The sequence below is a fragment of the Pseudomonas fluorescens genome, from assembly GCF_902497745.1.
In the GTDB taxonomy this organism is placed as follows: domain Bacteria; phylum Pseudomonadota; class Gammaproteobacteria; order Pseudomonadales; family Pseudomonadaceae; genus Aquipseudomonas; species Aquipseudomonas fluorescens_BM.
Genome location: NZ_CABVHJ010000011.1, coordinates 38313 through 60165 on the forward strand (window position 1 = coordinate 38313; position 21853 = coordinate 60165).

The following is a 21853-nucleotide window of genomic DNA, read 5'->3' on the forward strand; positions in this document are numbered from 1 at the left end:
GGAACGCCGCCCGGAGCAAGCTCGCTCCCACAGTGGTTTTGTGTGTACGCCTATTCCGCGTACATCACTAAAACCTGTGGGAGCGAGCTTGCTCGCGAAAGCGGTTGATCAGGCACCATCGAGGGTGCGGCGAACCTTGTCGAGCAATTCACTGATCTGAAACGGCTTGACCAGCATGTCCATGCCGCTGCCCAGAAACACCTGGCGGTTGATCGCCGTTTCCGCATACCCGGTCATGAACAGGATCGGCAATCCCTCACGCCAGCCCCGCGCAACATCCGCCAACTCACGACCGCTCATGCGCGGCAAACCAACGTCGGTCAGCAGCAGGTTGATCGACGGATCATTCTGCAGGCGTTCCAGCGCCGTTTCGATATCCGCCGCTTGGGTGCAGCGATAACCCGCGTCTTCCAGCACTTCAGTGACAAACATGCGTACCGACGGCATGTCCTCGACAATCAGCACATGCTCGCCAGTGCCTTGCGGGTCAACCACTGGCGCGGGGATGTCGGCCCCGGTCGGGTCGGTGGTGGCCGGCAACATGATCGTCACTTCGGTGCCGCGCCGCGCGACGCTGCGGATGTGCGCATCGCCGCCCGACTGGCGGGCAAAACCATAGATCGTCGACAACCCCAGCCCCGTGCCCTGGCCCAACGGTTTGGTGGTGAAAAACGGATCGAAGACTTTATCGATGACGTTGTGCTCGATCCCGGTCCCGTCGTCACGCACCGACAGCGCCACGTAAGCGCCATCGGCCATGTTCGGATCACCGTGGGAGTAGGCGGCGTAGGTGTTGACCCAGATATTGCCGCCCGCCGGCAGCGCATCGCGGGCGTTGATTACCAGGTTCAACACCGCGCTTTCCAGCTGCACCGGGTCGACCAGGGCGATCGCCGGTTTGCTGGTCAATTCAAGCTTGAGGGTGATTCGCTCACCGATGGTGCGCACCAGCAGTTCTTCCAGTGAGCGTACTTGTTCGTTGATGTCGACCGGCCGTGTATCCAGCGGCTGCTGACGGGCAAAGGCGAGCAAACGATGGGTAAGTGAGGCGGCACTCATCGCCGAATTCAGCGCCGCTTCGGAATAAAACTGCACCTTGTCCAGACGTTGATCGGCAACACGTTTCTGGATCAGCTCCAGGCTGGTGATGATCCCGGTCAGCAGGTTGTTGAAGTCGTGGGCGATACCGCCCGTGAGCTTGCCCAGTGCGTCCATTTTTTGCACTTGCAGCAACTGCGCCTCAGCGCGCGCACGCTCGGCGACCTCTTTGGCCAGTTGCGTGGTGGTGTCGTCCAGGCGCGCCAGATGCGAGCGCTCGCGATGGCGGTGTTCGGTGACGTCTTCGACAAACACCAGGCTCAGCTCCGGCGTCCGGTACGGCGAAATCTGCCACTCGGTCTCGCGAATCTCGCCCTGCACACGCATGTTCAGCGTGCCTTTCCAGCGCTCGCCATCGACCAGGCGCAGGCGCAGTTCATTGAGGATCGCGCTCTGCTCCTCGGCGAAGCATTCACGCAGGATTTGCGGGTCCTGATCGTCGAGAATCAGTTGCGCGAAGGCATGGTTGCACTCATGCACCTTGAGGCTGGCATCGAGCACCGCGATCGGCGCGGACACATTGACGAAAATCTCACGGAAGCGCGCTTCACTTTCGCGCAGGGCATTTTCCGTGTCGCGTACCCGCAGCAGCGTGCGCAGGGTGGCCAGCAGCACGTCGGGGTCGACCGGGTGAATCAGATAGGCATCAGCGCCGGCATTGAGGCCGGTGATGATGTCGCCAGTCTGGATCGAGGCGGCGGACACGTGGATCACTGGCAACAGCGCCGTGCGGCTGTCCGCGCGCAGAATCCGTACGATGTCGAAGCCGCTCATGTCCGGCAGATTGACGTCGAGGATCAGTGCGTCGAGCACTTCACTTTCGATCAACGCCAGCCCCTCGCCGCCGGTGCCGGCTTCCAGCACCTCATAGCCGTGACGCTCCAGCCGTCGGCGCAGGGCGTAGCGGGTGGCGACGTTGTCGTCGACGATCAACAAGCGGATGTCACGTTTCATCGACGTTCTCCAGAGCGATCGCCAACGGGATGATCACGAAAAAGGTCGAGCCGACCCCCGGCGCACTGTCCATCCCGACTTCACCGCCGAGCAGGGCGGCGAAGCGTTTACACAGCGACAGGCCCAGCCCGGTGCCGCGCAGACGTTTCTGCAACGGCGAGTCGACCTGGGAAAAGTCCTCGAACAATGCACCATGCAGCTCTGGTGCGATACCGATTCCGGTGTCGCTAACGGCAAAACGCACCTTGTCCGCCCCTTCGAGCCGCGCGGAAACCCGCACTTCGCCACGGGTGGTGAACTTCAGCGAGTTGGAAATGAAGTTGCGCAGGATCTGCGCGAGTTTCTTGTCATCGGTGTACAGGCGTGGCAAACCGACCGGCTCTTCGAAAATCAGGTCCACGGCGCTGGCGTCGACGATTGGCCGGAACATCCCGCGCAGGGCCGAGAACAGGTCGAACATGTCGAACCATGCCGGGGAAATGCTGATGCGTCCGGCCTCGATCTTCGCCAGATCGAGCAGGTCATCGACCATGTCGCTGAGTTCGCGCGCAGCCGTGCTGACGAACGCCACCTGCTTGTGTTGCTCGGGACTGAGCGGGCCGTCGAGCTCATCGGCGAGCAGGCTGTTGATGCTCAGGATCGAACCCAGCGGCGTGCGGAACTCGTGGCTCATGTACGACAAAAAACGGCTTTTCAGATCCGAAGCCTGGCGCAGTTCCTCAGCCTGTACATCAAGTTCGGCGTACAGCGCCAGCACGCCCTGATTGGTTTCATCGAGTTCTTCGCGCAGGGCTGCGGTTTCGCTCTGCAACTGCGCAATCAGCGCAGCCTGCTCGGCACTGCTCAGAATCGGCGACTCAGCCATGGGCGGCCTCCAGGGCAACGACCAGCACCGTTACATCGTCGCGCCCGCGGCAGAAGTCGCGGTGCAGGACGCTGGCTATCACGGCAGGATGGCGGTGCACCAGGCCGGGGTAGTCTTGAAGGTTCCAACGGGACTGCAAGCCGTCGCTGTACATGATCAATAGATGTCCGTTCACGTGAGCATAGTCAAAGGGCCGGGCTTTCCGGTATTGCACGCCGACAATGCCCGGGTGCGAAGCCAGTCCGCGGGACTTGTCGGCGTTGATCAGGCTGGCGCCGATGTTGCCGACGCCGGCGAAGGTCAGGCTGTCGCGCCGTGCATCGAATTGGGCAAACGCGACAGCGCCGCCGCGAGTACCGATCATGTCGCGGTGCATGTCTTCCATCAGCATCACCGGCTCGGCGAAAGGCATCAGAGCGAAGGTTTGCGCTCCGGCCCGCCCGGCGCGTTCGGCGTCTTCACCGTGACCGAGGCCGTCGATGATCAGCGCGCTGATGCTGCCGTTGTCATACGCCAGGTGCCAGACATCGCCGCACGCCGGATCGTTGTGCAACGAGTGCTGGCTGACCCCAAAACGCATGTCAGGCTCGCGATCCGTGCGTGGATAAAACCGGGCCAATAACACCGCGCCACGGGCATCGGCGTACACATCAAACACTTCGGTCTGGCGTGATATCGAGCCAAGGCCAATGCCTTGGGTGCCTCCGGTGGAGAACCCGTCGGGCATACAGGCCTGCAAATCAAACCCCTGAGCACGGTCGATGGCGAGCAACTCAATGCCGAAACCATCAATGCGCGGCAGCACCCGCAGATGCATTTCACCGTGGTTGGCGTGCTTGAGCACATTGCTCGCAAGCTCCGTAGCGACCAGCGCCACGCGCCCGGCATCGCGCTCATCAAAGCCATGCTGTTCGGCCAGTTGTTGCGCCGTGCGCCGTGCGTGGCCGATCTGGCTGCTGTCTTCGATCAGTAAAACCTGGGTCATCGACCCGCTGATATTCATGTCCATCGGGTAATCGTTATGCGAGTGCCCTTGCCGGGCTCGGTGTCCAGTTCGAATTCTTCGACCAGCCGTTTCGCGCCGGTCAGGCCCAGGCCCATGCCGCTGCCGGAGGTCCAGCCGTCGGTCATCGCCAGTTTGATGTCGGCAATGCCCGGGCCTTCGTCGCGGAACGTCAAGCGCAGACCGACTTTGTGATCTTCATCGAGAATCTGCCAGTCCATGTCGCCGCCGCCACCGTAAACCATGGTGTTGCGGGCCAGTTCGCTGACTGCTGTGACCATTTTGGTCAGGTCGATCAGGCGCATTCCGCATTCGGTGGCCAGTTTGCGTGCGGTCTGGCGCGCGAGCACGACGTCCTGCTCGATGTGGATGGGTTGAGTACCGCTGCTGCGTACGGTCATTGCCGGTCTACTCGTTCCTGCAGCAGTTTCATCCCGCGCTCGACGTTCAGTGCCGTGCTGACACCGGGCAGGGTCAGGCCGAGCTCGACCAAGGTGATCGCCACGGCCGGCTGCATGCCGACCAGCATGGTTTCGGCGTCCATGATTTTCGACAGGCCGGAGATCGTGCTGATCATCCGGCCAATGAACGAGTCGACCATGTCCAGCGCCGAGATGTCGATCAACACCCCGCGCGCCGAGGTCTTGCTGATGCGCTCGGACAAGTCATCCTGCAATGTGAGGGCGAGCTGGTCATGCATGTCGACCTGAATGGTCACCAGCAGGAACTTGCCCATCTGGAGAATCGGGATACGTTCCATGTTTATACCGTCTTGACGAGGCTGACACCCAGACGGGTCAGGGCCAGTTTCAACGCGTCGGCCAGATTGGCCTTGGTCACCACGCCTTGCAGGTCGAGACCGAGGTGGACGATGGTTTGCGCGATCTGCGGACGCACGCCGCTGATGATGCAGTCGGCGCCCATCAGGCGGATCGCGGTCACGGTTTTCAGCAGGTGTTGTGCGACCAGCGTGTCGACGGTCGGCACGCCGGTGATATCGATGATGGCGATTTCCGAACCGGTGTCGACGATGCGTTGCAGCAGCGATTCCATGACCACTTGCGTGCGTTGCGAATCGAGGGTGCCGATCATCGGCAGCGCCAGCACGCCGTCCCACAGCTTGACCACCGGGGTCGACAGCTCCAGCAGTTCTTCCTGCTGACGCTTGATCACCGCTTCGCGGGATTTCTGGAAGGTGCGGATGGTGTGCATGCCGAACGCGTCGAGCAGTTCCGAGACTTCCCAGAGCTGTTCGGCGAGCAGCGCAGGCTGGTCTTTGTAATGGCTCTGCAGCAGGTTAAACAGCGGGCCCTTGAGGGCGAAGATGAAACTGGCGGTCTGCTGCGAGTCCTGGCCGAGCAGGGCGCGGCTGTGGGAGAGCTTTTCGAGGAACTGGCGGGTGGCTTCCCAACCCGGTGCGGCGATGTTGGTGCCGTTGTCGTTCTCGATGCCATTGACCACCAGTTGCAGGAACTCGCTGGTCTGTTGTTGTAGATCGTGATCTTTCAGATTGCGCGTGGCGCCGCTGGCTTGCAGGCCGTTGATCCATTCGCCCAGCAGTTGCGTTTGTTTGTTTTTCATCGCATCGAGTGTGCTGTTCTGCAGTGCTGCCATGTGCCTGTTGCTCCGTCGCGAATTGGGGGGCGATCGGGAAAATGATCGCCGCGAAGCGATCGACATTTGCCGTTCGAAATAGTTGTTCGTTCCTGCACGTATATTTTTGATCTGGCGCAGGGAACGTCCCGGTAACTCTAGTCGGCGTGACGGCGAGCGGCGATGTTTTGAACGATGGCGCGGGGCAGGCTTCGAATCTTTGACACCCGGCGGATGTGTGCCGGGGGTGTTTGACCAACGAGGTGGCCATGAACGAGCAAACGAAGCAGAGCCAATCTGGCGAACCGATCAATCGCAATGATCCGGCTATCGACCCGCAGGTGCCGGGGCAGCCGGTGCCGACGCAGCAGCAAGGCGATGGCGGGCAGGCGCAGAGTGGCGATCCGGCGGTGGATCAGAAGAACAAGCACACGGACAACGACAATGAGTTCAGTCCGGGCTTCGAACCGCAGCCGGATCGGGCGAAGCCGGGGGAGGAGACGGATGCCGATATTGATACCGATGGGGGTTGATGTTCGGCGGATATGACAAGGCCGCATCTTATGGATGCGGCCTTTTTTTGCTTTGGATTTGTGGTGTGGTTTAGATCGATCCCCCTCACCCCAGCCCTCTCCCCCACGGGGGGCGAGGGGGAAAGGGAGCCGATCTCGGTGCTTTTCAAAAGCTGAGTTCAACTCGAGATTTCAAGTCGGGGGCTGTTCAGATCCTGAGTTCGACTCAAAACGTTCAGGTCGACGTAACTTGAACATCCCCCTCGGTCGGCTCCCTCTCCCTCCGGGAGAGGGCTGGGGTGAGGGTAAGGCTTTTTACTTGCTCGGATGCTTGGCCTGCAGCTCTTTAGCGGCGGCCAGATGTTTTTCCAGCCCCGGCAGCATTTTCTGCGCAAACGCCTTCAACTCCGTAGCGCCTTTGACCTTGTCATCGGTCACAGTATTGGCTTGTTTCTTGAACAGCTCGATGGTCTCTTCGTGTGCCTTCACCTGATTGTTGGCGTATGCCGCGTCGAAAGACTCATCACGCACTTCAAGGATTTTTTCCTTGGCCTGTTTGACCAGGGTTGTGGTGTCCGGGACTTCGATGTCGTTGGCCTTGGCAATGGTCGCCAGCTCATCGTTGGCCTTGCCATGATCGGTGATCATCATGTTGGCAAACGCCTTGATGTCAGCCGATTGGCTTTTTTCCAGGGCGAGCCGACTGGTTTCGATTTCAGCAATGCCACCGGCAGCGGCGTTATCGACAAAGTCATTGTCAGTCGCAGCGAAGGCGCTGCCCATGCCGCTGCTCAAAGCGACAGCCAGAACCAGATGACGCAGGTTGAATCCGTCCATTGGTGTATCTCCACGCAGTTTTTGTTGGTGTTAACCAATGGAGGCAATGCGACGAATAAAGGTTTGATCGCATTTGCGAAAGGGCGACGAACGGGCACCGCTGGTCTGACAGGTGGTCGACAGAACCGTGCAACCGAGGCCATTCTGATAACTGGCCAGCGCAATCGGTCGCGTTGGCCAGCCGATCAACTGACGGAGGTGTTCCATGCCGGTGACCCATGATCTGTTACAGGACTTGAAGCTTACAAAGGAAGAGATCCAGCAAAAACGCACCGCGGATCCACATCTGGACGCACTGATCAACAAGTATTCCCAGGCGGACGCCGAAGTAGTCAAGGCCGAGACTGCCACCTCGGATGCTCCCAGCGACGACACGCTGAAAAAACTCAAAGAAAAGCGCTTGCAGGTCAAAGACAAGATCGTCGAGCAATTACAGGCGCGATCCTGAAACCCGGTTGATCCGCCGACCTGCGGTTGCGGATTGACGGGAACGACAGCCACGACCGGCACCTCGAATGTACAGAGTCTTCCATCAGCGACTCTTTGCGAGGTGCCTTATGAACGATCCCAAATTCCCCAGTGAAGAGCAGGGCGCATTCGACCCGGTTCCCACGCATCCCGAACCCAACAGCCCGGCGCATACCACGGCCAACCCCGAAGAGCCGGATGAGGATCTGCCTGAAGACGAAGATCCGGACAAGTTCGATAAATCCAGCAACTGACAGACCGTCTTCGTCGGAACGCCGCCCGGAGCAGGCTCGCTCCCACAAGGTTCTCGGCTGACCACAGCATTTGTGGTCAACACAATCCAATGTGGGAGCGAGCCTGCTCGCGAAGGCGTCAGTCCATGCAACACAAAAACATCAGGTTCACTTAAGGGCTGCATCCAACGGCATCCGCGCCATATGCATCGCCTTCAACGAACCGAAATACAACCACGCCCCATACTCGCGCACCGTGGTGATCGGCGAATAATTGCCACTGCTCGCATCCTGCAAATTGGCAATCACCTTGCCGTCCAGGTCCAGCCCCAACACAAACCCGCGCTTTTCCACCGGTTTCGGTAAAACCTTCAGCGCCCGCACAATCATCTTGCGCACGAACGGGTGCCCGGCCGTACCGTCGAGCAACGCATTACGCGGCGCATATAACGCCACCCAAAACCGGTTGCTGCCATTGAACGCCAGGTTGTCCGGCAGCCCTGGCAGATTGTCGATGAACACATCATGAGTGCCGGCTTTCGGCCCGGTCAGCCAGTAACGGCTGATGCGATAGGCGCCGGTTTCGTTGACCAGTACATAGGCGTCGTCCGGGCCGAGGGTCACGCCGTTGGCGAACTCAAGCTTATCGAGCAGGACACTGGTTTTGCCGCTCTGGAAGTCATAGCGCAGCAGACGCCCATCGCCGCCGTGCTCGATGATCGCTTCACCGTCATGGCCATAACCCCAGCGGCTGGAAGCATCGCTGAAATAGGCGTAATGCCCGGACTTGTCGATGGCCACGTCATCAGTAAAACCGAAGGCCAGACCATTGGCCTCCGTGGTCAAAGGAACCAGCTGACCTTGCGCATCGAGGGACAGCAAACCCTTGACCCCATCGGCGATCACCAGCATGCCGTTCGGGTGCCGGGCCAGCCCCAGCGGGCGGCCACCGGTGTCGGCGAGGACTTTGCGTTGCTGGCCGTCGAGGCTGGTGCGGATCAATCGGCCGTCGTGCAGCCCGGTGATCAGGAAGTCACTCTCCAGCAGCAACGCTTCCGGCCCTTCGATGTCGCTCGGCCCGACCTGTGCTGCGCCTTTGAGTTTCTGGTTCTCGGCGTAAATGCCTTCTGTTAGCGAAGGTGCTGGAAGCGGCGTCCAAGCCACAGGTTCGACCTTGGTGGGCATCAACAATAAGAACGCGATGACGATGAGGATCAGCAGCAACAACAGATGCCGTAGCTTCACGCGCTGGCCCTCGCCGTGGCCAGGTACTGGGCGGCCATGTCACGCAGCGCCAGCATCGATGCGGCGGATTCGCGCTCGATGCGCCGTTTCAGCAGCAGGTGATTGGCGATGCGCATGCCCAGCCCGTCAAAACGATAATCCAGCGTGCGGACAAATCGTGTATCGCTGCCGTCGATGCTGCACTCATACGTCAGCAACAGCGACAAGCCATGATCGCCTTGCGCCCGGGCGCACCAGCGCCGACCGGGCAGGTACTCGGTGACTTCCCAGCTCAAGTGGCCCGCGCGCCCGCCGGCATGAATGTCCTCTTCGAAACGCGCGCCGGCATGCAGTGGGCCGTGTGGGCCGTCGATCTTCAGCGACGACGGGTGCCACTCTGGCCAGCGCCCGACACTGGCGGCGTAGGCGAGCACGGAAACGGGTTCGCCAGCGATGTCGATCGTGTGCTGCATGCGGGTCATGGCTTGTCTCGGATAGTTCAATGGGGCGGTTTCCGGCTCCCAGTAAAGGGTGCCGAACAGGTAGTCCATCAACGGCAGGACGATATTGAAATTGCGTTCCTGCATGCGCTCGCGGCGGTGATGCAATTCGTGCAGGCGGCGCATCTGGCGGATCCACGGCAGGTGGGTCAGCGGGTTGTGCGGCGGCAGGTGTTCGCAGGCGTGGAAAATTTCGTAAGTCAGATAACCGAGCACCATGCAGCCTCCGAACAACCCGGCGACATTGGCGTTGGCTTGTGCGATCAGCCACCACAGCGGCAGGGTAATCACTAGCGTGTGCAGTACGATCAACCAGGCGGGAAACAGAATCACCCGCCAGTCGCGGGCGCCGTCGTAGGTCATATGGCCGGGGGTGAAGAAGCTGTGATGATCGCCCGCATGTCGGGCATAGAACATTTTTGCGAAGGTCTTTTTGTGGTGACCGAGATGGCGGTGGACGATGTACACACCGAAATTGAACAGCAGCAGGGTCAACGGCACCGTCAGCCATTCCAGCAGGCTGACCTGCTGCACACTGCTCCAGAACGCAGTGATGGCCAGCACGCCGAACAGCAGCACGAACGTACCGTGCAGCCACGGGTTGTACAGCGGATGAATGGCCGCACGGTAACGGCTGCGGAATATCTCGGTGGTCTGCCTCACTGCATCACCTGCGGGGATCGTTGTTATACCCGGCAGATTAGCCGATCCGGCCGTTTGTGCAGGCCGAACCTCAGTGGCACATGCGCCATGCTCCGGTACCAAGCCGTCGCTTCAGCTCAGAGGGTTCCAGCGTTGCGACCAGTCGTCATCGGTGCGGATCACTTCGCGCAGCAGGTGGAAGGCCTGCTGCAGCGTCGCCGAATCGCGATCGCGTGAGTAGACCAGGTAAGTCGGGTAGCCGAATTCCGGAGCTTTGGTCACCGCTTCGAGGGCGCCGCTTTCCAGATAGGTGCGTACCACGCGGGTGCGGAAGTAGCCGCTGCCGCCGTGTTCGAGAATGTATTGCAGGGCCAGTGGGCCGAGGTTGAAACTCAGCGCCGCTTTGGCTTTTTCCGGCAGAGCGGCGTCATGCTGGCGGCGGAAGTCCGGGCCCCAGTCGATGTAGACGTAGGGATCGGGGCGCTCGGGCGCACGCACCAGAATCAGTTTTTCTTCCAGCACTTGCTCGACCTGCAAGCCCGGCCAGTATTCCGGCTGATAGACCAGCGCGGCGTCGAGCACACCGAGTTCGAGCTGGCGCAGCAGGTTTTCGCCGTCGCGGATTTCCATGCGCAGGGCATGCCCGGGAATCTTTTCGCGCAGCTCCGCCGCCCAACTGAGCATCAACGGGTTGCACAGACTGACTTCACCACCGATGTGCAGCACGTTGTGGTAGCCCTCGGGCAGCGGCAGATCGCGGCGTGCGGCCTCCCAGGTCTGCACCAGTTGATTGGCGTAGACCACAAAGGCCTCACCATTGGGCGTCAGTTTCGCCCCGGCGCGGTTGCGCACGAACAGCGTGCTACCCAATTGGCTTTCGAGTTTCTGCACCCGGGCGGTGATCGCCGTTTGCGTGACGAACAGCTTTTGTGCGGCCGCAGCGAGGCTGCCGTGGCGGACGATTTCCAGAAAGGTGCGAGCGAGATCGATGTCCATGGGCGGGCCGGTGTTTGAGGTGGCGGGCATTGTAAAGGCAAAAGCCCCTCATCGGATCGCCGCCCGCCTATCCCTCTCCCCGAGGGAGAGGGGACTGACCGAGGTGTCTCGCGTCATACATCGACCTGAAAGATCGGGTCGATTATGGATTCAGAGCAAGACTCTCAGGTCGGTGTAAATCTTCAATACCCCCGGCTCGGTTCCCTCTCCTTGGGGAGAGGGCTAGGGTGAGGGGAAAGCAGTCACCGCAAAATCAACTGGCCAACTCGGTCAAACGCACCCGCGCCCACTCCTCAATCAACCGCGCCGGCGTGCCACACACCTTGCGCTTGTAAACAAAGTTTCGACACTTCTCGGCAAACTGATTGCGGTTGTAGAGCATGTCTTCCTGCATCTCCTGCAACTCGGTTTCACGGCATTGCTGGATCAACACCTGATCAACCCGCGCCTTGCGCTCACGCACCGCGGCATAGGTCGGATCGCTCAATACGCCGTTGGCCCGTTGCAGCAACCACAGGGAAAACTCGTCCGGGCAACGCGGGCCGATTTCCTGAACCATGCCCAGTTGCCACGCCTGCACCGCGCTCACCGGCAGACAGGCCTGGGTCAATTGCTCGGCCATGGCCGGGCCGACGGCGCGGGGCAGGCTGTAGGTCCAGTATTCGGAGCCATACAAACCCATGCTCTTGTAATGCGGGTTGAACACGATATCGGCGCGGGCAAACACAATATCGGCGGCCAGCGCGAGCATCACACCGCCGGCGCCAGCATTGCCAGTAACGCCGCTGACCACCAGTTGTCGGGCCGTCAGCAGTTCTGCGCAGACATCGTCGATCGCCTGAATATTCGCCCAGGCTTCAGCACCAGGATCCTGCGCGGCCTGAATCACGTTCAAATGCACACCGTTGGAAAAACTGCCGCGCCCGCCCTTGATCAGCAACACCTGCGTATCACGAGATTTGGCCCAGCGTAGCGCGGCGACCATGCGCTGGCATTGCTCGGTGCTCATGGCGCCGTTGTAGAACTCGAAGGTCAGCTCACCGACGATGCCGGATTCGCGATACCGCAGCGGTTGATAGGCTTCGTCACTGAACGGCTGCGTGGCAATCGACCAGTCCAGCACCGGCACGTTGACCAATTGCTCGGCCAACAGGTGCCGCGCCGGTTGCTTGAAGGTTTCTTCGCCGGGTTGCGGTTTGCGTCGCAACGAACCAATCCACAAACTCTGATCACCGGCCGCGACCAGCACCGCATCGTCATGCACCGCGAGAATCTCGCCGGGCATGCCGCTGCGCGAATCGAGGTGCGCGTCGTACACGTAATACTGACCGCCGGCCAGGCTCGCCAATACGCCGGGCTGACCGTCGGCGGCATCGATGCAGCGTTTGATGAAACGCGCGCAGTCGTGCCAGCTGAAACTGCGGTCGACCTGTTTCATGTTCGGCTGCAAGCGCCCGCGCACTTTTGTATCGGCATAGTCGAGGGCAACCGGTTCAAAGCCTTCGACGAACTTCTCCACCACTTCGCGTATGCAACGAATCGCCGCATCACTGACCCGACCGTTATACAGCTCGGATTTGCGCAGGCCCGCCGGCAGGTTGAATTCGCAGGTGGCCCACACCGGGCCGGCGTCCATTTCCTCGACCGCTTGCAACGCGGTGACGCCCCAGCTCGGCAGCTCGTTGGTAATCGCCCAGTCGAGGGCACTGGCGCCGCGATCGCCGACGATGCCGGGATGAATGATCACCACCGGACGCTGCGTATTGCTCCACAGTGCTTCGGGCACACGGTCCTTGAGGAACGGGCAGATCACCAGATCGGCGCCGCTGTGTTCGATCTGCTCGCATACGGCTTGTTCATTGGTAAACAGCACGACGCTGGGCGAGTGCCCGGCCTCACGCAGTTCCAGCCAGGCGCGTTGGGTTAGGCCGTTGAAGGCCGACGACAGCAGAATGATGTTGAGTGGTCGCATGCTTGCTCTTCCTTGAGTGGGTTCAGCCACGGGCTCTCGCTGAGCCGTCCCTGGCCTTCGATGGAGCCGCGAGATTAATCAGTGGGCGGCCACGCGCCAGTGACCGAGGTCAACGTTGTGTCAGCCAATGTTTCTGCGGCGACGAAGCGGCTTATGCTCAATGGTTTGCTTGTGCTGATTTTTTATTACTTCAAATGTCTTCGAGGCTATTGCACAGTCGCGCCTGATCAGAGCCGGACGATCCCGGCAGAACGATGGTTTTTCGCAGCGGGTGGGACCCGTTTCAGGGAGCAAGGCATGGGTGGGTACAACCCGCATTACCAGATCATCGGGCAGATGTTCCAAAAGGACTATCGTTGGCTGTGCGCTGCCGTTGGTCGCACGCTGGGTTGCCCGCACAGTGCGCAGGACATCGCTTCGGAAACCTTTCTACGGGTGCTGGCACTGCCGGACCCCACGGCCATTCGCGAGCCACGGGCACTGTTGACCACCATTGCGCGGCGGTTGGTGTACGAAGGCTGGCGTCGCCAGGACCTTGAACGCGCTTATCTGGAAAGTCTGGCGCTGGCGCCCGAGCCGGTGCATCCGTCCCCGGAAGAACGGGCGCTGGTGATCGAAGCGCTGCTCGCGGTCGATCGTTTGCTCAACGGGCTGTCGGCCAAGGCGAAAGCGGCGTTTCTCTACCATCAACTCGACGGCTTGACTTACAGCGAGATCGGCGAGCGCCTCGGCGTGTCGACCAGTCGCGTGCAGCAATACATGGTCGAAGCGTTCAAGCGTTGCTATCAGGCGATGCAGGCATGAGGCCGGACGAGGCGGTGATCGACGAGGCGGCGCAATGGCTGGCGTTGCTGCAGTCGGGCGAGGCGGGCATGGCTGAGCGGGCCGCATTCGAGGCGTGGCGTGTTGCCGATCCTCGGCATCAGCAGGTCATCGAGCAAATGGGCGGCGGCCTGAATCTGCTGCGCAACCCGAGCTTGCGCAGCGTGCCGCGCAACAGCCTGCTGCACAGTCTCAATGCGCCGTCGAGTCGTCGACGCTTCATCAGCGGCAGTTTGAGTGTGCTCGGTGTTGCGCTGTTGGCCGGGTTGCTCGGGCGACGTTACGGCTGGCTGCCGGAGGCGGGGGAGTTGTCGACCGGAACCGGAGAGCGGCGTGACTTCACACTCGCGGACGGCAGTGGGCTGACCCTCAATGCGCGCAGCCGTGTGGTGCCTTTGTTCGACCATCAGCAACGGCTGCTCGCCTTGCGCAGCGGCGAATTGTTGGTCGATGTGGCGAAAGAGTCGGCGCGACCTTTTGTAGTCGAGACCGAGCACGGCCGCATGCGGGCGCTGGGGACGAAGTTTCTCGTGCAGTACAGCGAGGAAACGACGCGATTGGTGATGCTCCATTCGCAGGTCGAAGTGCTCACCGCAAGTGGCGCGCGGCAAGTGGTACAGGCGGGCGAGAGTCTGCTGTTCAACGGCGCCGGGTTACTGTCGCTGGAGCGCAGCAGCGGCCAGGAAAGTGCCTGGGTGCAAGGTCGACTGGAGGTGCGCGATCGGCCTTTGTACGAGGTCATCGACAGCCTGCGCCGCTACCGTCGCGGCATCTTGCATCTGAGCCCGGAAGTCGCCGACCTGCGCCTCAGCGGCCTCTATCCGCTCGACGACAGCGATCGTACGTTGCAACTGCTGGAGCGCTCGCTGCCGATCCGCGTCACCTGGCACAACCCGTACTGGGTGAGTATCGACGCGCGGTTATAAACCCATAACTTCTTGGCCTAATCGCCGCCCTATAAAAAGCGCCGGCCTGCTGCTCATTCCCTGCAGATGCCTCCAACAGGGAAACCCTTCGATGTTCTCACTCAAACAACAATTACCTCGATTGACCCTCGCCGCTGCCTTGGCGCTGGGCGTCAGTCCATTGGCGGCGGTGGCCCAGGAATCGGCAGCGGCGGTGTCCACCTTCGACATCGCCAGCGGGCCGCTCGACGAAGTGCTGCTGGACATCTCGCGGCAGAGCGGCGTGCCGATTTCCTTCAGTCAGGAACTGGTGCAGGGCAAACGCAGTGCGGCGGTGCGCGGTGCGTTGGGTGGCCGCCAGGCGGTGGAAAAAGCCCTGCTCGGCAGTGGTTTGCAAGTCGAACAAAGCGCTCAGGGCCTGACCGTTCGCGCAGCCGATGCGCCGGCGAAAGTCACTACCGCAGCGCCGGTCACCAGCGCCGATTACCGCATGGAAAAAGTCACCGTCACTGGCTCACGCATCGCCCGCGCGCAAAGCGATGGCGCCACGCCGGTCAACGTCATCACCCACGAAGAAATGGAAGCGCGCGGCTACAAAAACGTCTACGACGCCCTCGCGACGCAAACGCAAAACACCGGCATGACCCAGGGCGAAGATTACGGCAACACCTGGCAACCGGCGGCCAGCGCGCTGAACCTGCGCGGCCTCGGCCCGAACCATACGCTGGTGCTGATCAATGGCCGTCGCGTGGCCGATTATCCGACGCCGTACGACGGCAAGGTCAACTTCACCAACCTGGCGAACATTCCGTCGGCGGTCATCGAACGCATCGAAATCCTCAGCAGCGGCGCCTCGGCGATTTACGGCTCGGACGCGATCGCCGGGGTGGTCAACATCATCCTCAAGGACAAGATCAACGGCGTCGACGTTAACCTCAAGGGCGGCACCAGCGAACGCGGCGGCGGTGACAACCAGCGCTTGCAGATCAGCGGCGGCGGCAGTTGGGGGGATTTTGACGGCTTGTTCGGTCTGGAACTGACTAACCGTGATCCGATCTGGGCCGATGACCGTGGCTTTATGCAAAACGGCCCGCTGGCGGACGTCGGTTACCGCCGCGACCTGAGCAACAGTCGTTATCTGGGACCGGGTTGCGGTGCTTATCAGGGCACCTTCGACAACAAACTGGTCAACAGCGGCGGGCGCTGCCGCACCGATCAGATGTACAACGATTACTGGACCGTGCAGACCCAAAAGGAAAACTACGACGGCTACACCCGTGGCACCTGGCACTTCAGCGACAGCGGCCAGGTCTTCGCCGACTTGATGTACGGCCTCGACCATATTCAGAACAACACACGCGGGCCGACCTTCACCTCGCCGGACTTCATCAACCAGAACAGCGGCAATCTGGAGCGCTGGTATCGACGCTTCGGTGAAGAGGAAATCGGTGGCCGTACGAGCAACAACAGCAAGTGGCGCGACACCTCGTGGACCGGTACCCTCGGTCTCTCGGACAAGATTGCCGACACTGGCTGGAGCTACGATCTGGCGGCCAATCGCTCGGAATATCGCAGCGTCAGGACCACCCGTTACACCCCGCTGTCATCGATTCAGGATTTCTACCTCGGCCCGCAGTTGGGTGTGAGCGGTGGTTATCCGGTGTTCGCCCCGGATGCCTCGCGGCTCGACCGGCCGCTGACGCCGCAGGAATGGCAGCAGTTTCGCGGCAACCTGACCCAGAGCAGCAAGTCGGTGTCGACCAGCTACAACGCTTCGGTCAACGGTGATCTGTTCGATCTGCCGGCTGGGCCCGTGGGCTTCGCCGGTGTGCTGGAGGCGGGCAAACAGGAATACCGCGTCGATCCGGATGACGGCCTCAACGACGGTACCTTTTACGGCGTAAGCCCACAGCAAAGTTCCGGTGGCTCGCGCAAGCGTTATGCGGCGGGCGGCGAGTTCAGCATTCCGGTGACTGACACGATTCTGGCGACCGCCGCCGGGCGCTGGGACCAATACAAGTTCAGCGGCCGCACCGAGCAGCAGAAAACCTACAACCTGGGGCTTGAGTGGCGCCCGGTGACCAGCCTGTTGCTGCGCGGCAGTTACGGCACCAGTTTCCGCGCGCCGGATCTGAACTACATCTATCAGTCCGACAGCAACGGCTACTACCCGGCGCAAATCGATTACTACGGTTGCAGTCAGGGCGTGGAGGGCGCCTGTGATCGCGGGCGCGTCGACTACACCCAAAGCGGCACGGCGAACCTGGAGTCGGAACGCGGTAAATCATGGACCTACGGATTTGTCTGGTCACCGTCGCGCAATTTCGATTTCTCCACCGATTTCTGGCGCGTGGAGATCGACGATCTGCTGACCACCGTCGATGAAAACCGGCTGCTGCAACAGGAAAACGAATGCCGCAATGGTACTCAGGACATCAACTCGGCCAATTGCCAGTCGACGCTGGCGCGCATTGATCGTAACGCCGGCAATGCGGCGGTCGACCCGAACCAGTTGAATCGCGTGCGGGTCAACGCCATCAACGCCGCTAGCGAGCGGGTCAGCGGCCTGGATTTCAAGAGCAACATCCGCTGGGGCGCCGGGCAGTACGGCGCGTTCAGTTCGGCGCTGGGTTACACCTTGGTGCTTTCGCATTACTACAAGGAATCGGAAGAAGCCCCCACGCAAGACTGGCGCACCTCACGCACCAACTACGATTGGCGCAGCAAGGTCAACGCCAGCCTGACCTGGGATTACCAGAAGGCCACGGCGACGCTGATGGGCATTCGTTACGGCTCGGTCACCAATGGCGCGGGAGACGGGCGTCTGTCGCCATGGACGGTGTTCAACGCCAGTGCGCGTTACAAGCTCAATGACCGGGCGAGTGTCGGGCTGACCGTGAACAACGTGCTCAATCAGGTCAAGCACGATGACTCGGCAGGGTGGCCGTATTACCCGACCGGCAACTATGACCCGTACGGGCGGCAATGGTGGCTCGATGTGAGTTATCACTTCGGCGGCTGATGGCAGGAATCTCGCGTTGACGTCCTACGGAAAAAGCCAGGTTTTTCGGCAGGCAGGGGATATTTCCGACGACTTTTTCAGGTTGGTCGTCGGAAGCGCGATCTATAGCATCGGACCTGACATTGAAGTCGCTGAGCGGCTTGGACGCTCAGGCTCCCAGATAAAGGATCGATTATGCGTACCCCACACATCGAGCATGAAACGCCTGCTTATTCCCTGCGTAACTTCTGGATCGACGATCGCGCCAGATGCCCCATGGAGGATGTCGCGATGCCCACAGCAAAAGTACCCCGGCTGACGGGGCTGAAGAAGGTCGCGGGCAAGCCTGTCGATTTGCTCGTGCACGGCCAGGACCTCGGTGACGATGCCATGTTGATTGTCCGCCTTACCGACCAGGGCTTTGAGCTGAGCGACGTCGTCAACATGCTTTCAACTTCCGAAATGTACCTGCGCGAAGACATGGTCAAACGCATCACCGGCAGGTCTGTCAGAACCGTGCAGCGGCTGTTGAAGGAAGGCAAATCGATACGGCTTGACTCGCAGCAGAGTGTCGTCGCCTATCAATATGCGCTGGTGCTGGAGATGGCCACTCGGGCGTTCGGGGGGCTGTCACAGGCGGAGATATGGATGCAAAAACCCACCCCTTACCTTAACGGCTACGTGCCGTTGGAACTGACCCGCCACCCACTGGGTTTCCAGATGGTCGAGCAATACTTGTGTCAGCTCCTGTACGGGGGTTACCCATGAATCCCTTGCCTTGGGAAGGGCACTGGTATGGCTGGCGCCTGGATCAGGAGGCCTACGGAGAGACGTGGGACAGCGGGATGGGTTCTAAACTGAAGGGCGGTCGATGGAATGCGCCTGGCCGGCGAGTCGTCTATGCATCTGTCGACCCGTCCTCGGCCATTCTGGAGGTAGCAGCCAATAACAGTTTTGATGCACTGGACAGAGAGCCTTATGTGCTGACGTGTTTTGAGGTCATCCGCGATGCACGGGTCAAAGTCGTCCAGCCTGAAGAGGTACCGAATCCTTACTGGTTGAGTCCCGCGTGGCCGTCACCCAATCAACAGCGGTTTGCCGACGCTTTACTGGATGAGCATCCGTTTGTCCTGATTCCCTCGGCGGCAACCCGCCACTCTTGGAATCTGCTGGTGAGCTGCGACCTGGCAGAGGGGCAGTTCAAGATGGTCTCCCAGGAGCGGTTTGGCCTGGATACCCGGTTGTTGAGGGAGGTGACATTGGCTTGATACGGACGCACGGCATTTTGTGCATAACCTCATCACCCAACGGTCTAAACCGCCCTCTATAAATCCTTATTCTTCATCGCACATCCCTGCATAAACCAAAACGCAGGGATGGCTGTTCATGATTCAGTTTTCACCCGTCAAATCACCTTTGAGCCTGGCCTTGCTGCTGGCAATCAACACGCTGCCGGCCATCGCTGCCGACAGCACGGCATCCGAACCGACGACTCAACTGCAGCGCGTCGAAGTCACGGGGACGGCAATCCGTCGGGTCGATGCAGAAACTGCGGTGCCGGTGACCATCCTGCGCGTAGAAGAGCTGCGCGAGCAGGGCGTATCCACCACCGAGGAACTGGTCAGCCGGATATCCGCCAACCAGTCTTCAGTGGGTTCCGGTCGCTCGGTAGGGTCGAGCAGTGGTGGCGCGTCGTATGCGGACTTGCGTGGCATTGGCCCGAATAAAACCCTGGTGCTGCTCAACGGCCGTCGTCTGAGCAACAACGCGACCAACGCAATCAATGGCTCGGGTGTCGATCTCAACACTATTCCGTTTGCCGCCATTGACCGTGTCGAAGTGCTGCGTGATGGCGCCTCGGCGTTGTACGGCACCGACGCGATTGGCGGGGTGATCAACTTCATTACCAAGACCAGCCTCACCGAAGGGCAGATCAGCACCAACTACGATACGCCGACCCATTCGGGGGGCGGTGAAAGCCGTAACTTCAGCGGCAGTTGGGGTTTCGGTGATTTGCAGGATGATCGCTTCAACGTGTTCGGCGTGGTCAGTTACGACAAGCAACAACGCCTGGCCGCCGAAGATCGCGGCTACACCTATAACTACCAGCCGAATCGCGGACTCGACTACACCTCCGGCACCGCCTCGCCGGCCAACTGGAGCCAGGGCAGTAACGCCACCAATCCATTGGCTGGTTCTGGCTGCAACGCACCGGGTTTGCTGGCACGTAACGGAATCTGCCGACAGAGCTTGTGGAATTACCTCGATCTGGTGCCGGAAACCGAGAAGACCTCGGCCTTCGCCAAAGCCACGGGAAAGCTGTCGGACGATCACAACGTCAGCCTCGAATACTTCTGGGCGCGCAACGAAAACCGCACGCAAATCGGCCCGGGCACGCTGATGGGTAATCAGGTCAACCCCGGCACGGCGTTCTATCCGGGTAACGGCATCACGCCGGGGCCGAACGGATTCGCCCTCGACCCGACACAACCGGTTGACGTCAACTGGCGCGAAACCGCCGTCGGCGCGCGTCAGCACGAAGACGACAACACCAGTCAGCGCTTGCTGCTGAGTTTCGACGGCACGCTGGTCGGGTGGGATTACAACGTCGGTGCCTCGTACAACCAGAACAAAGTGGTCAACAGTATTCAGGACGGTTACGTCAACGACCGCGCCGTCAGTGCCGGTATTGCCAACGGTGTGATCAATCCGTTCGGTCCGCAGACAGCTGCCGGTTCCGCGCTGTTGGCGGCCAACGCGGTGGACGGTGATTACGCCACGGCGGTCGGGCGGGTGAAGGCCATCGACGGGCGCATCAGCCGTGAAATCGGCGACTGGTTTGGTGCCGGTCCTTCGGCGTTGGCGCTCGGCGGCGAGTATCGCAAGGAAGATTTCCATCAGGATTTCGCAGCATTTGCCGGCGACGTGCAAAGCCTCGGTGTCGATCCGAATGGCAGCGTAGCCGGGGATCGCAGCGTCTCCGCCGAATACGCCGAGGTCAACGTACCGGTGCTCGACAGCCTGGAACTGTCCGCCGCCGTACGCCATGACAAGTACAGCGATTTCGGCAGCACCACCAATCCGAAGTACTCGTTCCGCTTCCAGCCATTCAAGGAACTGGTGGTGCGCGGTGCCTACAGCGAAGGCTTTCGCGCGCCGTCGTTGTATGAGTTGTACAACCCGACCTTCACCAGTTTCACCAACGCCAACTACAACGACCCGCGTTTGTGCGCTGGCGGCAATCCGAGCAATGGCGGCATCGCCAACCGTGACTGTGCGCAACAGTTCAATCGCACCAGCGGCGGCAATACCGATCTGAGCCCGGAAACCGCACGCAACGTCACCCTCGGCTTTGTCTACCAGCCGTTCGAGCGCCTGAGCGCCGGGCTGGATTTCTGGTGGATCGACATCGCCAACCAGATTGCCGAGTTCCCCGAATCGGCGGTGTTCGACAATCCTGAACTGTACCCGGATCGCCTGATCCGCAAACCGGACGGCTCCATCGATCACATCGTCACCGGGCTGGCCAACCTCGGCAAGATCAAGACCAACGGCGTCGATGTCAGCTTCGATTACCGTTTACCGAGCACGCCGTACGGCAACTTCGGCATCGGCCTGCAAGGCACTTACGTCACTCGGTATGACTATCAGCAACAGCTCAAGGGCGACTACATCGACAAGCTGGGCGATTTCCGTGGCGGTGACTTTGCGTCAGCGGGTGCCGTGGCGCGCTGGCGCCACAGCCTGACCGGTAGCTGGAATTACGGCCCATTCGGTGCCGCGCTCACCAACCGCTACACCAGTGGTTACCACGACTCCGATCGCGACACTCACGATTACGTCGGCTCGTACAACGTCTGGGATCTGGCCGGCACCTACACCTGGCGCAAGACCCTGAGCGTGACCCTCGGCGCGAAAAACCTGTTCGACCGCGAGCCACCGTTCAGCAACCAGACCTACACGTTCCAGAGCGGCTACGACCCGAAATATGGCGACCCGTTTGGCCGGACGCTGTACACGCGGGTCAGTTACAAGTTCTGAAAGTGATCAGTTGTGGCGGGTTTTAGTCACCGATTGATCTAAAGCCTGCTCTATAAAAATCGCCGGCCTGTTGCACATCACAGGTAGGCAGAAGGTGTGTTGACTGCATTGACGCTTTCGCGAGCAAGCTCGCTCCCACAGGGATTTGTGTTCACGGAAGATCCATGTGGGAGCGAGCTTGCTCGCG

General features: G+C 60.7%; 21 protein-coding genes. 9 read left to right on the plus strand and 12 right to left on the minus strand.

Features of this window, described 5'->3' with window-relative positions; all coding sequences use genetic code 11:
- Positions 1 to 108 precede the first annotated feature (108 nt).
- The 6 genes from F8N44_RS17905 to F8N44_RS17930 are packed head-to-tail and all read right to left on the minus strand — an operon-like array spanning position 109 to position 5534.
- Positions 109 to 2052 carry a response regulator gene (locus F8N44_RS17905; RefSeq protein WP_150651220.1) on the minus strand — a complete coding sequence of 648 codons (1944 nt, stop codon included), beginning with the start codon at positions 2050 to 2052 and terminating at the stop codon, positions 109 to 111.
- Positions 2042 to 2917 (minus strand): sensor histidine kinase, encoded by an 876-nt coding sequence (locus tag F8N44_RS17910; protein ID WP_150651221.1) that lies wholly within the window; start codon positions 2915 to 2917, stop codon positions 2042 to 2044. Before F8N44_RS17910 ends, F8N44_RS17905 begins: the two co-directional genes overlap by 11 nt.
- Positions 2910 to 3920, minus strand: coding sequence for an ATP-binding protein (locus F8N44_RS17915; RefSeq protein WP_150651337.1), 1011 nt, complete (start codon positions 3918 to 3920; stop codon positions 2910 to 2912). The genes F8N44_RS17910 and F8N44_RS17915 overlap by 8 nt, the downstream gene beginning before the upstream one ends.
- On the minus strand, positions 3917 to 4321 hold the full coding sequence (locus F8N44_RS17920) for an anti-sigma regulatory factor (RefSeq protein ID WP_003225570.1): 405 nt from the start codon (positions 4319 to 4321) through the stop codon (positions 3917 to 3919). Before F8N44_RS17920 ends, F8N44_RS17915 begins: the two co-directional genes overlap by 4 nt.
- The gene (locus tag F8N44_RS17925) at positions 4318 to 4680 is read right to left on the minus strand and encodes an STAS domain-containing protein (protein WP_007912539.1); all 363 of its coding nucleotides are present in this window, start codon (positions 4678 to 4680) and stop codon (positions 4318 to 4320) included. Before F8N44_RS17925 ends, F8N44_RS17920 begins: the two co-directional genes overlap by 4 nt.
- A 2-nt stretch (positions 4681 to 4682) precedes the next feature.
- On the minus strand, positions 4683 to 5534 hold the full coding sequence (locus F8N44_RS17930; RefSeq protein WP_150651222.1) for an STAS domain-containing protein: 852 nt from the start codon (positions 5532 to 5534) through the stop codon (positions 4683 to 4685).
- 248 nt (positions 5535 to 5782) lie between these two features.
- On the opposite strand from F8N44_RS17930, the gene F8N44_RS17935 reads away from it, so the two are divergent.
- The gene (locus F8N44_RS17935; protein ID WP_150651223.1) at positions 5783 to 6046 is read left to right on the plus strand and encodes a hypothetical protein; all 264 of its coding nucleotides are present in this window, start codon (positions 5783 to 5785) and stop codon (positions 6044 to 6046) included.
- Positions 6047 to 6340: 294 nt separating this feature from the next.
- Here F8N44_RS17935 and F8N44_RS17940 read toward each other — a convergent pair whose 3' ends face one another.
- Positions 6341 to 6862: a DUF4142 domain-containing protein gene (locus tag F8N44_RS17940; protein ID WP_016983387.1), complete on the minus strand. Its 522-nt coding sequence runs from the start codon at positions 6860 to 6862 to the stop codon at positions 6341 to 6343.
- 30 nt (positions 6863 to 6892) lie between these two features.
- Positions 6893 to 7069 carry a hypothetical protein gene (locus tag F8N44_RS31370; RefSeq protein WP_191630914.1) on the minus strand — a complete coding sequence of 59 codons (177 nt, stop codon included), beginning with the start codon at positions 7067 to 7069 and terminating at the stop codon, positions 6893 to 6895.
- Here F8N44_RS31370 and F8N44_RS17945 point away from each other — a divergent pair.
- A complete protein-coding gene (locus F8N44_RS17945) occupies positions 7068 to 7310 on the plus strand; it encodes a YdcH family protein (RefSeq protein ID WP_077573170.1) in 243 nt (80 codons plus the stop codon). The two genes, F8N44_RS31370 and F8N44_RS17945, sit on opposite strands and share 2 nt — an antisense overlap.
- A 109-nt stretch (positions 7311 to 7419) precedes the next feature.
- On the plus strand, positions 7420 to 7584 hold the full coding sequence (locus F8N44_RS31375) for a hypothetical protein (RefSeq protein ID WP_007912545.1): 165 nt from the start codon (positions 7420 to 7422) through the stop codon (positions 7582 to 7584).
- Between the two features lie 147 nt (positions 7585 to 7731).
- On the opposite strand, the gene F8N44_RS17950 is transcribed toward F8N44_RS31375, so the two are convergent.
- The 4 genes from F8N44_RS17950 to F8N44_RS17965 all read right to left on the minus strand — a co-directional run bounded on the left by F8N44_RS17950 (position 7732) and on the right by F8N44_RS17965 (position 12897).
- Positions 7732 to 8808 carry an SMP-30/gluconolactonase/LRE family protein gene (locus F8N44_RS17950; RefSeq protein ID WP_150651224.1) on the minus strand — a complete coding sequence of 359 codons (1077 nt, stop codon included), beginning with the start codon at positions 8806 to 8808 and terminating at the stop codon, positions 7732 to 7734.
- Positions 8805 to 9950 carry a sterol desaturase/SRPBCC family protein gene (locus tag F8N44_RS17955; protein ID WP_150651225.1) on the minus strand — a complete coding sequence of 382 codons (1146 nt, stop codon included), beginning with the start codon at positions 9948 to 9950 and terminating at the stop codon, positions 8805 to 8807. The genes F8N44_RS17950 and F8N44_RS17955 overlap by 4 nt, the downstream gene beginning before the upstream one ends.
- A gap of 111 nt (positions 9951 to 10061) precedes the next feature.
- Entirely contained in the window at positions 10062 to 10925 is an 864-nt protein-coding gene (locus F8N44_RS17960; protein ID WP_095121024.1) for a LysR family transcriptional regulator, read from the minus strand.
- Positions 10926 to 11178: 253 nt separating this feature from the next.
- Positions 11179 to 12897, minus strand: a complete 1719-nt coding sequence (locus tag F8N44_RS17965; RefSeq protein WP_150651226.1) for a hydrogenase maturation protein — start codon at positions 12895 to 12897, stop codon at positions 11179 to 11181.
- 297 nt (positions 12898 to 13194) lie between these two features.
- Between F8N44_RS17965 and F8N44_RS17970 the strand changes: the two genes are divergently transcribed.
- The 6 genes from F8N44_RS17970 (at position 13195) to F8N44_RS17995 (ending at position 21666) form a co-directional block, all read left to right on the plus strand.
- On the plus strand, positions 13195 to 13701 hold the full coding sequence (locus tag F8N44_RS17970; protein WP_034152323.1) for a sigma-70 family RNA polymerase sigma factor: 507 nt from the start codon (positions 13195 to 13197) through the stop codon (positions 13699 to 13701).
- The gene (locus F8N44_RS17975; protein WP_150651227.1) at positions 13698 to 14645 is read left to right on the plus strand and encodes a FecR domain-containing protein; all 948 of its coding nucleotides are present in this window, start codon (positions 13698 to 13700) and stop codon (positions 14643 to 14645) included. The genes F8N44_RS17970 and F8N44_RS17975 overlap by 4 nt, the downstream gene beginning before the upstream one ends.
- Before the next feature lie 91 nt (positions 14646 to 14736).
- Positions 14737 to 17646 carry a TonB-dependent receptor gene (locus F8N44_RS17980; RefSeq protein WP_150651228.1) on the plus strand — a complete coding sequence of 970 codons (2910 nt, stop codon included), beginning with the start codon at positions 14737 to 14739 and terminating at the stop codon, positions 17644 to 17646.
- 270 nt (positions 17647 to 17916) lie between these two features.
- On the plus strand, positions 17917 to 18393 hold the full coding sequence (locus F8N44_RS17985) for an antitoxin Xre/MbcA/ParS toxin-binding domain-containing protein (RefSeq protein WP_191630919.1): 477 nt from the start codon (positions 17917 to 17919) through the stop codon (positions 18391 to 18393).
- On the plus strand, positions 18390 to 18893 hold the full coding sequence (locus F8N44_RS17990) for an RES family NAD+ phosphorylase (RefSeq protein WP_095120991.1): 504 nt from the start codon (positions 18390 to 18392) through the stop codon (positions 18891 to 18893). Before F8N44_RS17985 ends, F8N44_RS17990 begins: the two co-directional genes overlap by 4 nt.
- Before the next feature lie 118 nt (positions 18894 to 19011).
- Positions 19012 to 21666, plus strand: coding sequence for a TonB-dependent receptor (locus F8N44_RS17995; RefSeq protein WP_150651229.1), 2655 nt, complete (start codon positions 19012 to 19014; stop codon positions 21664 to 21666).
- The last annotated feature ends 187 nt before the right edge of the window (positions 21667 to 21853 follow it).

Bases quoted from the DNA above. Each gene is read 5' to 3' on its own strand.
- F8N44_RS17905 (WP_150651220.1), bottom strand. From the start codon at position 2,052: ATGAAACGTGACATCCGCTTGTTGATCGTCGACGACAACGTCGCCACC.
- F8N44_RS17910 (WP_150651221.1), bottom strand. From the start codon at position 2,917: ATGGCTGAGTCGCCGATTCTGAGCAGTGCCGAGCAGGCTGCGCTGATT.
- F8N44_RS17915 (WP_150651337.1), bottom strand. From the start codon at position 3,920: ATGAATATCAGCGGGTCGATGACCCAGGTTTTACTGATCGAAGACAGC.
- F8N44_RS17920 (WP_003225570.1), bottom strand. From the start codon at position 4,321: ATGACCGTACGCAGCAGCGGTACTCAACCCATCCACATCGAGCAGGAC.
- F8N44_RS17925 (WP_007912539.1), bottom strand. From the start codon at position 4,680: ATGGAACGTATCCCGATTCTCCAGATGGGCAAGTTCCTGCTGGTGACC.
- F8N44_RS17930 (WP_150651222.1), bottom strand. From the start codon at position 5,534: ATGGCAGCACTGCAGAACAGCACACTCGATGCGATGAAAAACAAACAA.
- F8N44_RS17935 (WP_150651223.1), top strand. From the start codon at position 5,783: ATGAACGAGCAAACGAAGCAGAGCCAATCTGGCGAACCGATCAATCGC.
- F8N44_RS17940 (WP_016983387.1), bottom strand. From the start codon at position 6,862: ATGGACGGATTCAACCTGCGTCATCTGGTTCTGGCTGTCGCTTTGAGC.
- F8N44_RS17945 (WP_077573170.1), top strand. From the start codon at position 7,068: ATGCCGGTGACCCATGATCTGTTACAGGACTTGAAGCTTACAAAGGAA.
- F8N44_RS31370 (WP_191630914.1), bottom strand. From the start codon at position 7,069: ATGGAACACCTCCGTCAGTTGATCGGCTGGCCAACGCGACCGATTGCG.
- F8N44_RS31375 (WP_007912545.1), top strand. From the start codon at position 7,420: ATGAACGATCCCAAATTCCCCAGTGAAGAGCAGGGCGCATTCGACCCG.
- F8N44_RS17960 (WP_095121024.1), bottom strand. From the start codon at position 10,925: ATGGACATCGATCTCGCTCGCACCTTTCTGGAAATCGTCCGCCACGGC.
- F8N44_RS17965 (WP_150651226.1), bottom strand. From the start codon at position 12,897: ATGCGACCACTCAACATCATTCTGCTGTCGTCGGCCTTCAACGGCCTA.
- F8N44_RS17970 (WP_034152323.1), top strand. From the start codon at position 13,195: ATGGGTGGGTACAACCCGCATTACCAGATCATCGGGCAGATGTTCCAA.
- F8N44_RS17975 (WP_150651227.1), top strand. From the start codon at position 13,698: ATGAGGCCGGACGAGGCGGTGATCGACGAGGCGGCGCAATGGCTGGCG.
- F8N44_RS17980 (WP_150651228.1), top strand. From the start codon at position 14,737: ATGTTCTCACTCAAACAACAATTACCTCGATTGACCCTCGCCGCTGCC.
- F8N44_RS17985 (WP_191630919.1), top strand. From the start codon at position 17,917: ATGCCCACAGCAAAAGTACCCCGGCTGACGGGGCTGAAGAAGGTCGCG.
- F8N44_RS17990 (WP_095120991.1), top strand. From the start codon at position 18,390: ATGAATCCCTTGCCTTGGGAAGGGCACTGGTATGGCTGGCGCCTGGAT.
- F8N44_RS17995 (WP_150651229.1), top strand. From the start codon at position 19,012: ATGATTCAGTTTTCACCCGTCAAATCACCTTTGAGCCTGGCCTTGCTG.